Genomic DNA, 13,405 nt, shown 5'->3' with positions numbered 1-13,405 from the left:
ATCTGTATTACTGCCTCTTTTCGCACTGCTCATTGCCAGCGTTAATAGTCCTGGTTCTCCATATACTTCATGTATTTAACTACCATCAGGGCGATCTTAAATGTGATCGCATCCTCAAATACCCGAAGGTCAAGACCTGTACTCTTCTGCAGTTTGTCTAAACGGTATACCAGAGTATTCCTGTGAATATAAAGCTGTCTGGAAGTCTCGGATACGTTTAAGCTGTTCTCGAAAAATTTGTTGATGGTGGTCAGTGTCTCTTCATCAAAATCATCCGGTGATTTGCCGTCAAAGATCTCTTTAATAAACATGCGGCATAATGGCAGCGGAAGCTGATAAATCAGTCGTCCGATTCCAAGCTTGCTGTAAGCTACCACATTCTTATTACTATAGAAGATCTTACCTACATCCATAGCCATCTTGGCTTCCTTATAAGATCTGGATACTTCCTTAATCTCACTTACAATGGTACCGAATGCTACGTGAACCTGAGTCATGGCCTCTGTATTCAGCATATCCAGAACTGTATTGGCGGTCTTTTCCAGATCTTCGTAGTTCTCGCCTTCTTTTACCTCTTTAACAAGAATAATATTCTTCTCGTCAACAGCAGTCACAAAATCCTTTGTTTTTGCTGCAAATAAATTGCGTACAGTCTCCAGCGCATTCACATCTTTTTCGTGCTGCGTTTCAATAATGAATACAACCCGTCTGATATTGGTCTCAATGTGAAGTTTTTTCGCCCGGTTATAGATATCTACCAGAAGCAGGTTATCTAATAGAAGATTCTTGATAAAGTTATCCTTGTCAAATCTCTCTTTATAAGCAACCAAAAGACTCTGAATCTGGAAAGATGCTAATTTGCCTACCATATATACATCATCGCTTCCGCCTTTTGCAAGGAGGATGTATTCTAACTGATGTTCGTCGAAGACTTTAAAAAACTGATATCCCTGGATTACCTGGCTGTCTGCTGGAGAATCCACGAACGCCAGGATCGAACTTTCGTAATCTTCCGCATCAGGAAATGTGGTTGCCAAAACCTTTCCTTCTGTATCGCAAATACACAGATCTATTCTTGTTATTCCTTTTAATCCTTCAATGGTTGTTTGAAGTATTTGATTCGAAATCATGGCATATTCTCCTTTTTCGTAAATTTACCTTATTCTATATTAATGCAAAAAGAAAAAAAAAGCAAGCGAGTATCATACCCGCCTGCTTAAAATTTCATTAATTAGTTCAATACAACTAATTCTGTATCCTTGTCAAATACATGAACTTTTGATAAATCAAGAGCAAGCTTGATTGTATCGCCAGGTCTTGCAGTTGTACGAGGATTTACTCTTGCTGTAAAGTTTACTTCTTCTACATCAAAGTATAAGTATACTTCTGCACCCAGCAATTCGTAAACTCTGATTGTTGCATCAATTACACTTGCAGGAGAAGACTCAAGGAAAGCTTCCTCATCATGAAGGTCTTCAGGACGAATACCTAAAACAACAGTCTTTCCAACATATCCTGCATCTTCCAGTTTCTTTGCTTTCTCAGCTGGAAGTGCAATGGTATTACCGCCAAATGTTAAAGTAACATCGCTTCCTTTTTTAGCAACAGTAGCTTCGATTAAGTTCATCTGAGGTGCTCCGATGAATCCGGCTACGAACTTGTTGCCTGGCTTATCATATAAGTTCTGAGGAGAATCAACCTGCTGAATAACACCATCTTTCATAACTACGATTCTGGTACCAAGGGTCATAGCCTCTGTCTGATCATGTGTTACATAAATAATTGTAGCCTGAAGTCTCTGATGTAATTTAGAGATCTCAATACGCATCTGTCCTCTCAGCTTTGCATCAAGGTTGGATAACGGCTCATCCATTAAGAATACTTTTGGATTACGTACAATGGCACGTCCCATAGCTACACGCTGTCTCTGTCCGCCGGATAATGCCTTTGGTTTACGATCTAATAAATGTTCCAGATCAAGGATTCTTGCAGCTTCATGAACCAGCTTATCAATCTCATCCTTTGGAGTCTTTCTCAGTTTCAGACCAAACGCCATGTTATCGTATACAGTCATATGCGGATACAAAGCGTAGTTCTGGAATACCATCGCAATATCTCTGTCCTTAGGCTCTACATCATTCATTAACTTTCCATCGATGTAAAGTTCACCGGAGGAAATATCTTCCAGACCAGCAATCATACGAAGAGTTGTAGACTTACCGCATCCGGATGGTCCTACAAAAATAACAAATTCTTTGTCTGCAATTTCCAGATTGAAATCCTTTACTGCTTCAAATCCATTCGGATATTTCTTGACGATGTTTTTCAGTGATAAACTAGCCATTTACTAATCCTCCTAAAAATAAAATGTATATTCTCTGTTCAGAACCACAAGCCCCCACAGCTGCAGCTCCATGTTTCTGAAACAATCATACATGAATTGTTTTTTTTTTACCATATTCTTATTTACCAAAATCCATTTCGGCTATTTGGCTAATTTGTATAACGATTGAAAAAACTGATTGAAACGTCAAAATATCAAGAGACAGGCTCGTACATTTCTGTCTATATTCGATAGCCTGTGACTATTTTGCCTCTTATTTGGTTATATATTACAAGGCGATGTCAATATTTTCGACATCGCCTTGTAATATTTTTAAATTATTTATTTCTTTTTCGCAAGAACGTTCAGCCACCTGACGTCAGAATGACCAGAACGAATATCATCAGTTTCCCACAGCTTCTGAATCTCAAATCTGCCGTTTTCTCTTAACAGCTGGGAAATGGAGTCTGCGGTAAAATCACTGAAATACCGTTCTCCCCTGAATCCCTCAAAGTCTCCCAGCTTAAAAGACATATATAGAATACCCTTATCATTTAAGGCCCTTGCTATCTTTGTAAGAATGCCTGAAAGTTCCTTTTTCGGAGTATGAAGCAGCGATGCACACGCCCAGATTCCATCAAATACATCGTCAAAATCCATCTGCTCAAATGTCATCTGGAGTACATCAAGGCCAGTGTGAATTTCCGCAAGCTTACACATCTCTGCAGATGCATCAAGGGGTGTCACATCATATCCCAGCTCATATAGAGTGAGGCTGTCTCTTCCTGATCCGCAGCCCAGATCCAGAATCGTATCGCCTTCTTCCAGATAATTTAAAAATTCTCTCATGATTTCTGACATATCCTGATTTACTGTTTCTTCAAATTCCTTTGCCGCATACTTATTATAATAGTCTATCGAGTCCAAAATAATCCTCCTGTTATCCGCTTACCCGCTAATTAATTACTTCAATTTTGTTTTCAGTTATCCTGACTTTTCCTTCTTTAAGAAGGTGTCCCACTGCACGTTTAAATGCATTCTTGCTCATGGAAAACTCCCTCTTTATTATGTCCGGATCAGCCTTATCAGTAAATGGCAGACTTCCTGAAAACTGGTCTTCTATTATCCCAAGAACCTTTAACGAATCTGCATCCATCTGAATATATGCCTTCTGTCTGGGGCTTAAGTCCAGCTTTCCGTCTTCCCTTACCTTTGTAACCCTTGCTGTTATCTCGTCGCCTTCTCTGTATTTCTCAAAAAGCTCCTTTTTCGGTATCAGTCCGTAATATTTTTTATCTACTGCAACAAATGCTCCCAGCGTATCACTGAACTCATAGATAATTCCGGTCACCTGATCATCCTTTTTATAAGGAGACTGGTTGCTCATATGGGCATATACCCGCATCGTTGCAGCAAGGCGCTTACTCTTATCAATGTATAAAGTAACAAGAACGTTCTCACCGGTCCGTACCTTATATGTCTGCTCTTTATATGGCAGAAGCAGATCCTTCTCCAGTCCCATATCCAGAAATGCGCCGATTTTGCCCACTTCCTTCACTTTCAGAACTTCGGTCTCACCAACTAAAAGCTTGGGGACCGCAGTCGTCGCAATCAGCCGGTCTTCTGAATCCTTATAGATAAAGACCGTAATCTCATCTCCCTGCACCGTACCTTCAGGAACCTGTTTTTTAGGAAGCAGTACAGATACTTCACTGCCGGCATCTTCTCCTAAATACACGCCGAACTCCTTCACCCTCTGGACTGTGAGGGTCTGCATCTTACCTAATTCAATCATCTTATATCCTCTCTGTTGTTCCACGCAGCCAAATGACTGCGTAAGCTGCCCCCTGTTCATCACACAGAGAAACAACATATCCTTCCTCTGTCTTACTGATTCTGGGATAGACTGCATCTCCGAAGACTGCTGCTTTTTTATATTCCACTCTCAGTTCCGACACTTCCATTCCATCAGGAAGTACTTCCCTGGCAATCTCCACATACTTGGAATTATTCACATGGTGGTTTGTATCAATGTGATGCTTGCCCACTGTAACCGGAACTGAAGTTTCATATTCATCAGGAACTGTAATTCTGCGGGGTGCATACTCCATATTAAGTGGTTTCTCCCATGTGGTTCCATACCCCCGGATATCATCTGCCTCAATTTTTGCAGGCCTGCCTTTATCCGTATCGAACAAAAACCATACGGAGTTGGCTCTTACCAGATAATTGCCCTCATGATCGCATACTGTAAAATTACGGTATCCGTAAAATCCTTTAAAATCATAGGGCCAGGTGCTGATTACGATTTCTTCTCCCAGAGTCGGATAACGATCCACAACAATCTGCCAGGATGATAACCACCATGCTTTGTGCCTTTCGATAAAATATGCCACTCCCAGCCCATTATCCTCCGATTGAAAAGTTGAACAATCCTGCAGATAATTCATGATACCGGTCAATGTCAGTTTACCATATTCATCTGTCTCACTATATCGAACTCTGCTGCCGAATGTATACATCTAAATTTTCTCCTCAAAATTATATAACATTATAAAGCATTTTTTAGCTCTTGTCCAGATAAAAGAGTAACTGGCGACACCCCATTTCCCTTAAAAATGATGAAAGGAATATCTTTTAACATAGATTTAACACAAAAAAACGGGACCATATCAGGTCCCGCTCAGAAGCTGGGCTACAAGGATTCGAACCTTGAAAATGACGGAGTCAGAGTCCGTTGCCTTACCATTTGGCGATAGCCCATCAACACAACAAAAGGAATTATACAGGACATCTTTTAAATAGTCAAGTTTTTTTTAAATTTTTTTCAAATTTCTCAATCCAAAATATTATTGATTAAAATAAAAGAATACTCTGATCCACGAACACTACTTCTCATGCGTCCACGGATCAGAGTATCATTCTGGTTTTTTTCATCACTGGGCTACAAGGATTCGAACCTTGAAATGACGGAGTCAGAGTCCGTTGCCTTACCATTTGGCGATAGCCCATCAGTGCAACGAATGTATTATACTATAGCTTTTTGCTTTGGTCAAGCATTATTTTACATTTTATTTCCAAATATTCTTAAGGCTCAGGAAGGGCCTTATTGTGCTGACTGCCCTTCCTGAATTACTGATTCCACAGGCTTTTGTTCTGCTGTAGTTGTCTCTGTTTCCGGAGCTTTCTGACTTGTCGTCTCTGTCGGTTTTGTCTCTTCCGGCTCCGTTGTTTCCTCTGACTCTGTATCGTCAGCCTCGCCGTCTCCTATTACAGGTGTTTCAAAAACTCCCTTTACAGTCGTCTGTTTTCCGGATTTAGGTGATATTCCTCCAATTACGAAGGTATATTCCATCCCCCCATCCAATCCGGTTACGTTAATCTCACAATAATCAGAATCCGTATCTCCGATCTTTGAAGAGAACGTGTTTCCATCTCCATCTTTTACCGAAACTGTAGGATTTTTCCATTTGACCTTTGTTTTAAAGTGAACCATGACAAGGCCGTTCTCATAGTCCACGTAATCGATCTTTATTTTATCTGTAGAAACCACATCCTCAGATGATGTTGCTGCTGTAGTTGTTTCCGCACTTGAGGACGGAGGCTGGGTACCTGGTGCATCTGTATGAACCTGACTCTGGGTTTCAGCCATTGTTGATTCCGGAGCGGTTTCTGTGACAGATTCTGTCTCTTTCCTTGTTGTGGTCTCCTCAGTGGTCTGAATGCTGGTTTGGGAATCCTCCGTGGTTTCTTCCGAAACCTTTGTTTTGGTCCCTACTGCATAGGACCTATCTGCAATGACCTTTGCAATTTCTTCCATGGTAAGAGGTGCCAGTTCTTCCATATCATCCATGGAAAGAGAAGAATTCTGAGCAATCAGTTCTTTTAAGAAGTAAGCTTTTCCATAAGATATATCGTACTGGCGGGCAAGCTGCTTTACATCGTCTTCCTCTATGACCTGCTGGTCATACACCACAGCTTTTAATCGTTTCTCCTCCAGAGTCGTCCTGATATCACTGACCACTGCAGATCTTAAGCTGGACGCCTTTTTAATACTGTCATTGGACACGGTAACCAGAATCGCATTATCCAGATCATCAAGAAAGCCATGGGTCACCATGGATCCAATCAGTGCATTGACAGCCACATTCAGATCCACACCTTCCAAATCCATATCCTGCAGTATCGTCTTCCCATCCTGATTGACCGCTTCCGCTTTCAATACCCGGTTTTTCTTGTTTACAGAGAGCTCTACACTGGGATTTACATCAATTCCAATGACGGAATCCACTCTGCTGTTCTGAAAGCTGTAAGTTCCCCCCGCAAGCATAATCATGCAAAAGCAGGCTGCAATCAGCCCGGCAATCACCCGCTGCCTTTTAAAGAATGAAGGTCTTGAATCTCTGCTCTCCATAATCTGGGGAGTATTCAAATCAATCCGGTCCAGTACATTGGGGATTAAATCATCAGTAGCAGATTTTAAGCAGGCTTCGATCTGTTGTCTATTCAGTTGTCTGTGTTTATCTCCAGCCATATCAAAGCCTACTCCTCTCTTAAATAATTTTCCAGTTTTTTCATAGCCCGGTTATATCTGGACAGAGCCGTCGCCAGTGGTATCTTTAAGCTGGCCGCTATTTCCCTGTGCTTCATTCCTGCGGAAGTATGAAGGAGAACCACCTCTCTCTCCTCTTCCTTTAAAATTGACAAGGCAGCGAGCAAAACCATCTTATCTGCTGCCATCTCTATCTCTGAACAAACCTCTCCGGTTTCCGTTCCCGATAAGTCTTCTAACGTAATGTCCGAGTCATGCTTCTGCTCACGGAATTTCATATAGCATAAATTCCGTGCTATGGTAAACATCCACGCCAAAGGTTTCCCCTGGGATTTGTAACTCTTTGCAGAAGTCCAGATTTTCAAAAAAACTTCCTGCAAGATTTCCTCCGCATCCTGGGGGTGCTTTATAATGGACAGAATAAAACTGTACATTGTGCGGTCTGTATTCTGATATAATTGTTGAAAAGCCTCCTGATCGCCCTCTGCCACTTTTTTCAAAAGTGCTTCGTCGCTTAACCGGCTGTAATCTTCAACTCCGCCAAAGCTCATCAATCCCATAAACAGCATGGATCCGATTTCCTTTCTACTAGGTTAATGCTGATTTCTGTCATCTTATTGCATAAAATGGAAATATTTTATTACCTTATTTTTCCACACCAAAACCGCTTTCCGCAGTTATGACCAGACAGCAGCGTCCATCTATCTCAGTTACCTTTTTTGTAATCTCTTCCTTTAGCCATTCCCTTTTTTTACGGTCATATTCCCTGGGAACCACCAGATCAAAGATCAGATTGATCTGATCCTTTCCTTCTATCATTCTAAAATCATGAAACGTGACTCTTTCATCTGTCTGCTGAATCACATTTTTCACCATACTTCCAAATTCCATTACTTTAGAATCCCTGGTTTCCACCGGATCCATATGAATAACCAGGAATATGCCGAACTTTTTCAATGCTTCCCGTTCGATCCGGTCAATGATCTCATGGGATACTTCCACATTCACATCATTTGGAACCTCCGCATGAATGGAAGCCATACTTCTGGTTGGTCCATAATTATGAACGATCAGGTCGTGACTGCCCACAATTCCCTCATAAGCCTCCACAAATTCAGTGATCTCATGATACAGCTTTGGATCGATAGGTTCCCCGATTAACGGAGTAAGGGTATCCTTGGCAATCCGGATACCGGCCCACATGACGATCACAGAAACTACCACGCCTACTATTCCATCAATATTTAATCCCCAGATTCCATAAATGACAACAGATAAGATTGTAGAGGAGGTAGTAATTACATCTCCCATAGAATCCGCTGCAGTCGCCTTCATAACTGATGACTGTATCCGTTTTCCAAGCGTCCGGTTAAAAAGTGCCATCCACAATTTCACCAATACAGATAAAAAAAGGATGAAGACAGATATGGCATGAAAGGACATCTCCTCCGGATGCAGAATCTTATCCACAGAAGTTTTAAACAAAGAAAATCCTACCTGAATAACAAGAAATGCAACAATAAACGCTGCAATGTATTCCACTCTTCCATGTCCGAAGGGGTGCTCCTCATCTGCCGGCTTGCCAGCCATTTTCACTCCAATAAACCCTATAATGGAAGACGCTGCATCAGACAGGTTATTGAAGGCATCTGCCATAACAGAAATACTGTTAATCAGCAGACCCATTAAAAGCTTTGCGGTAAACAAAATGACATTACAGCAGATTCCAACAACACTTGCCATGAGCCCATAACGGGTCCGAACATGTGTATCCTCCGTATTTTTATAATCCTTCACAAATATACGAACCAAAAAATCAGTCATAATTCTCCTTTCCTGATTTCATTGATTTTATAGTTTATATCTGACATTTTCCAAAAAAAGACCTTCCGGCGGTACTGTATAACCTGCCGTTTTCCGGTCCAGCGCGTTCAGTATGCCAGTTATTTCCTCCGGACTGCGTTCTTTCAGTCCGACTTCAATTAATGTACCCATGAGAATTCTTACCATGTTATAGAGAAATCCATCCCCGGTAAAACGGACGAAAAGCCTGCTGTCCTCTTTCTCAAATTCTATTTTCTTTAAATTTCTTACTGTTGATTTTTTCATCTTCCGGTTAGAACAGAAGCTCTTAAAATCATGTTCCCCGCAAAGAAAAGCCGCTGCCCGTTCCATTGACTTAATATCCAGTTTCTTATGAAGCCCATAAATATATTTACGGTCAAATACCTGTTTCTTCTCCCCCATCTCAATGCGGTAAAGATACGTCTTTTCCTCCGCATTCAAACGGCTGTGGAATCGTTCCGGCACTTCTTCCAGTGTCTTTACTCTGATATCTTCAGGGAGATAGTGATTTAAATATTCTTTTATCTCCTGATCTTTCCTGTCTGAGTCAATGTGAAAATTAGCCACCTGATTAAGAGCATGGACCCCTGCATCTGTTCTTCCTGATCCATGCACTTCGATGCTTTTTTCTGACATTCTCTCTAATACCTGTTCTATCTTCCCCTGTATTGTCTGATCTGTATTTCCCTGCTTCTGCCATCCATCATAGCGGCTTCCGTCATATTCAACTACAATCCGATAATTTTTCATACTTTACTCCATTCTTTTGCGTATACAAAAAACAGGAGTGCTGCAATCACAGTTCCGGCTGCCACTCCTGAACAATCCAGCCACACATCAGAGATCTGCCCTGATCTGCCTGCCACAAACAGCTGAATCGTCTCATCAATAAAAGGAATTAAAAAACCTGCCGCTCCATGAATAAACAAGCGCCTCTCCATGCCAAATTCGTATGACTTCACACATTGATACAAAATCATTCCTAACAGGGTATATTCCGAGAAATGTCCTGCCTTCCGGATTAGATGGTCTGTCAGCCAGCGGCTCTCAATTCCGGCGGAAAGAAACATGTTTTTTAAAGCCTCCAGAACATGCCCGCTGTCAGCTGATGATAGATCTGCCGTTTTAAGCGAATTAGAGTAAATAAATAAAATATACAAGGCGGCTGCCACTGTCCAGATCAATCTTTTTTTCATATGTTAAACCTCAGAATCCCGCTTTTATCCACCTGATCAGCTGCCTGAATCAGGACTGCCACATCCTGCACCAGCGCAAGCCTTACGTATCCCTCTCCCGAAGGGCCAAAAGCGCTGCCAGGTGTTACCAGTACTCCTGACTTTTCAAGAAGTTTTCTGGAAAATGTCTCTGAATCCTGGAAATTCTCCGGAATCTCCGCCCATACAAACATGGTTGCCTGGGGTTTTTCCATCCTCCACCCGATCCGGGTCATATGTTCGCACAAAGCATCTCTTCGTTTCTCATAAGCCTCTCTGGTTGTCCCAACACAGGTCTGATCTCCTGTAATTGCTGCAATCGCCGCTATCTGAACGGGGATAAACATGCCGTAGTCCATATTGGATTTCAGGGTTTTTATTTTTCCCACTACTTCCTGGTTTCCCAGGCAGAAGCCGATTCTTGCACCTGCTAATCCATAAGTTTTGGAAAGAGAATTAAATTCCACTCCAACCTCTTTCGCACCTGGAAAACTCAAAAAACTTTTGCACTGTCGCTGGTCAAAAACCAGTTCACTATAAGCATTATCATGTAAAACAATTATATTATATTTTTTTGCAAATTCAATTAATTTTTCATAAAAACTATCAGGTGCCATGACTGTGGTAGGATTATTGGGATAAGAAACTATCATAAACTTTGCTTTTACAGCTATATCCTCTGGTATCTCTGAAAAATCAATGAGATAATCCTTTTCTTTTCTCTGGGGCATGAAAAAAAGACTGGCCCCAGCCAGTAATGGACCATCTGCAAACACCGGATAACATGGATCCGGGACAAGAACAACGTCTCCTTCGTCAACGATAGACAACGCTATATGCGCCAGTCCCTCCTGTGAACCAAGAAGTGAGCAGATTTCCGATGACGGATCAAGCTTCACTCCATATCGTCTTTGATACCATACAGCGACAGCCTCTGTTAACTCTTTCTGATCATTGATGGCGTAAATATAATTATCCGGATCAGCCGCCGCTTCACAAAGAGCATCTGTAATATGTTTTGCCGGCGGAATGTTTGGTGCTCCCACGCTTAAATCAATTACCGGTTCTCCCTTCTCCTCTTTCTGGCGTTTCATTTCCAGAAGCCTGGAAAAGATTCCCTCTCCAAAATGGTTCATTCTTCTAGCAAACTGCATGGGCATTCCCACCTCTGTCTTTTTCTAATGAAGTATAATCTTAGTTATTATAGTACAAAGGTTCTTATATTACAAGGACAGGCATTAAAAAAGTCCCCAAAAACGGCATATACCGAGTTTGAGGACTTCATTTATGGACCTATTGTGACCGGAACTCCCAGATTGCAGTAGCTCCACAGCACGTCCATCACCGTATTATCAACCGCTACACATCCATGTGTCGTTCCATCCGGAACCCTGCATCCATGGATCTCAATGGCTCCGCCAAGAGCAGTTTCCCATGGTGGCTGCTGTCCAGTTAAATTCGCATTGATAATCTGGTCTCGTTGTTCCTGTGTAATGATTCCTTCTTCAAACCCCCGCTTAGCGTCTTCTACACCTGGATAAGAAAGTCCAAGTGCCAGATAAGCCACACTTTTATCATTTCTGGTACAGACGTAAAACTGACCGCTTGGAGTCCTCATATCACCTTCCACCTTTTTGTTTCCATCCGATGATGATGCACCTATGGAAACGGGATACTCTCCGATTAAAACTCCATTCTGTTTTAGAGACAAAGTTTGGGTCCGCTTGCTGACGTATATGGAAACACCGTTTACAGAAGCTGCATTACCTGCCTTAATATCCGCTCCAGGTCCCGCTTCCTCCTTGGCATAACAGGTTGTCCCTGCCAATACTGCAATCATAATTGCCATTAACGCTGTTAAAAAGTATCTATTTTTATTACGAATCTTTATACTCACAATTCTGCTCCTTTAAAACTATAATCAGTTACAATTCAATAAATAACTCAGAACAGCCTGATAACAGGCTTCTATACCTGCAAGGCCGCTGTCCAGGCAAAGGTGGTAATTCTGAGCTTTTCCCCATTCACAACCTGTGTAATACTGGTAATAATCTTTTCGCTTCCGATCCGTCTCCCGTATCTTATTTTCTATTAATTCCGGGTCCAGATCTTTATTTAAAGAAATAATTCGTTCTATCCGATGCTCAATGCCTGCATATACAAACAGATTGATGCTGTCTTCAAGAACGCGGTCCGCACACCTGCCAACAATAATACAGGGCCCCTGTTCAGCCAGACTTTTAATTACTCTGGACTGAGCAAGAAATACCTGGTCAGATATGGGGACTTCATACAGGGGAGAAAATGAAGTATATATGGTTGGTTCCAATGATTGCTCTGTTACGGGAATACTTTCATAATAACTGAGAAACTCTGTTTCAGATAAATTAGTCTCCTGTGCAGTTAAAGAAATTAATTCTTTGTCGTAAAACGGAATCTCAAGTTTCTCTGACAGCCTCATACCCAGTTCTCTTCCGCCGCTTCCAAACTCTCTGCTTATGGTAATCACACGATTCAACATACACCCTCCTTATCTTCCGTCAGACAATCCTCTTAGCTCCTCTTTAGACTTCCACTATTGCTGTAGAATATTCTGTCTTCTAACTTTTATACATCCATCCGCATTTTATCACATTCTGAAATTTATGTACACCTTATTTCCTTATTTAGTCCATATTATATACATGAAATAAAAAATCAGCCTTCATATGATCAAAACCTTTCGACAAGTAAAAAAACGCAATACAAGACTCGAACCTGCAGCTTTGCCTTAACAAAAAAAGGGTAAGCACAATAACTACCCTTTTTTGCTATGCTGATAATCCTTTATACTATAACGCTGCATCACTAAAGTAATGAGCAGCATTAAGGGCGGAGTTTAGTAACGGTTCCGGTCAAACAATTGTCTTAAAAACAAAAGTCTGATAATGTCTCTTAAATTAAAATCACGAAAGCGCCAGCGCCGGCGTCTGTTCCAATCTCTGTCTCTGTCTCTGCCTCTGTCCCTATCTCTGCCATCCCAACCCCCAAACGGTATCTGTTGAGATGAAGTCTCTCCGATCTCCTGTCCATAATAATCGTCATAATCGAAATTACTAACAAAATTATCAATCATATTATCCCAATCCCTGAGGGACTCTTCTCCGTTCATATTGTTAGCCACAATAGTGGATCTAACTGTTTCATCTAACATTTCATATAATTCTGGAAAATCAGCGGCGAATGCATCTAATTCCATCTAATAATTACTCCTTATTCATTTTTAGCTAAATTACTTTTAATATATAATATTGAGTAAATGAATAATAGTTCACGTATTTACTAAATTATTTATCACACAGAGATCAGCAAAAAACAAACCTTACACAATTTGTGGATTTTTAATTATCATATTGTAGATTTGTTAATTAGATATTTAAGATTACTTATAAAAAAAAGAATTCCCGAAAACCGGAAATCCTTGCAAACACT

14 protein-coding genes and 2 tRNA genes are annotated in these 13,405 nt (G+C 41.1%); all 16 read right to left on the bottom strand.

Annotated elements, in window-relative coordinates; all coding sequences use genetic code 11:
* Window positions 1–41 precede the first annotated feature (41 nt).
* Complete coding sequence (locus V7D18_RS22005) at window positions 42–1,130, bottom strand: PucR family transcriptional regulator (RefSeq protein WP_117419493.1); 1,089 nt, start codon at window positions 1,128–1,130, stop codon at window positions 42–44.
* A 101-nt stretch (window positions 1,131–1,231) separates the two neighbouring features.
* Complete coding sequence (locus tag V7D18_RS22000; protein WP_426157541.1) at window positions 1,232–2,344, bottom strand: ABC transporter ATP-binding protein; 1,113 nt, start codon at window positions 2,342–2,344, stop codon at window positions 1,232–1,234.
* A gap of 321 nt (window positions 2,345–2,665) precedes the next feature.
* Window positions 2,666–3,250, bottom strand: coding sequence for a class I SAM-dependent methyltransferase (locus V7D18_RS21995; RefSeq protein WP_117419495.1), 585 nt, complete (start codon window positions 3,248–3,250; stop codon window positions 2,666–2,668).
* Window positions 3,251–3,278: 28 nt separating this feature from the next.
* On the bottom strand, window positions 3,279–4,118 hold the full coding sequence (locus V7D18_RS21990) for a CvfB family protein (protein WP_426157538.1): 840 nt from the start codon (window positions 4,116–4,118) through the stop codon (window positions 3,279–3,281).
* A gap of 1 nt (window position 4,119) precedes the next feature.
* Window positions 4,120–4,845: an acyl-[acyl-carrier-protein] thioesterase gene (locus V7D18_RS21985; RefSeq protein ID WP_426157536.1), complete on the bottom strand. Its 726-nt coding sequence runs from the start codon at window positions 4,843–4,845 to the stop codon at window positions 4,120–4,122.
* Window positions 4,846–5,013: 168 nt separating this feature from the next.
* Window positions 5,014–5,086, bottom strand: a tRNA-Gln gene (locus V7D18_RS21980).
* Window positions 5,087–5,262: 176 nt separating this feature from the next.
* Window positions 5,263–5,334 (bottom strand) — tRNA-Gln (locus tag V7D18_RS21975).
* A 95-nt stretch (window positions 5,335–5,429) separates the two neighbouring features.
* Window positions 5,430–6,857 carry an anti-sigma-I factor RsgI family protein gene (locus V7D18_RS21970; RefSeq protein WP_426157534.1) on the bottom strand — a complete coding sequence of 476 codons (1,428 nt, stop codon included), beginning with the start codon at window positions 6,855–6,857 and terminating at the stop codon, window positions 5,430–5,432.
* A gap of 8 nt (window positions 6,858–6,865) precedes the next feature.
* A complete protein-coding gene (locus V7D18_RS21965) occupies window positions 6,866–7,444 on the bottom strand; it encodes an RNA polymerase sigma factor (protein ID WP_426157532.1) in 579 nt (192 codons plus the stop codon).
* 76 nt (window positions 7,445–7,520) lie between these two features.
* Window positions 7,521–8,699, bottom strand: a complete 1,179-nt coding sequence (locus V7D18_RS21960; RefSeq protein WP_426157530.1) for a cation diffusion facilitator family transporter — start codon at window positions 8,697–8,699, stop codon at window positions 7,521–7,523.
* A 27-nt stretch (window positions 8,700–8,726) separates the two neighbouring features.
* Window positions 8,727–9,470, bottom strand: coding sequence for a tRNA pseudouridine(38-40) synthase TruA (truA, locus tag V7D18_RS21955; protein WP_426157528.1), 744 nt, complete (start codon window positions 9,468–9,470; stop codon window positions 8,727–8,729).
* Complete coding sequence (locus V7D18_RS21950; protein ID WP_426157526.1) at window positions 9,467–9,916, bottom strand: VanZ family protein; 450 nt, start codon at window positions 9,914–9,916, stop codon at window positions 9,467–9,469. The genes truA and V7D18_RS21950 overlap by 4 nt, the downstream gene beginning before the upstream one ends.
* Window positions 9,913–11,088: an aminotransferase class I/II-fold pyridoxal phosphate-dependent enzyme gene (locus V7D18_RS21945; RefSeq protein WP_426157524.1), complete on the bottom strand. Its 1,176-nt coding sequence runs from the start codon at window positions 11,086–11,088 to the stop codon at window positions 9,913–9,915. Before V7D18_RS21945 ends, V7D18_RS21950 begins: the two co-directional genes overlap by 4 nt.
* Before the next feature lie 131 nt (window positions 11,089–11,219).
* Entirely contained in the window at window positions 11,220–11,831 is a 612-nt protein-coding gene (locus tag V7D18_RS21940) for a L,D-transpeptidase family protein (protein WP_426157522.1), read from the bottom strand.
* A gap of 24 nt (window positions 11,832–11,855) precedes the next feature.
* On the bottom strand, window positions 11,856–12,452 hold the full coding sequence (locus tag V7D18_RS21935; protein ID WP_426157543.1) for an AAA family ATPase: 597 nt from the start codon (window positions 12,450–12,452) through the stop codon (window positions 11,856–11,858).
* Between the two features lie 360 nt (window positions 12,453–12,812).
* Window positions 12,813–13,172, bottom strand: a complete 360-nt coding sequence (locus V7D18_RS21930) for a hypothetical protein (RefSeq protein WP_426157520.1) — start codon at window positions 13,170–13,172, stop codon at window positions 12,813–12,815.
* Window positions 13,173–13,405 lie beyond the last annotated feature (233 nt).

The sequence above is a fragment of the Lacrimispora sp. 38-1 genome (genome assembly GCF_049890855.1).
In the GTDB taxonomy this organism is placed as follows: Bacteria; Bacillota; Clostridia; order Lachnospirales; family Lachnospiraceae; genus Lacrimispora.
Note: the sequence above shows the minus strand (reverse complement) of the source record. Positions and strands in the feature narration are given on the sequence as shown.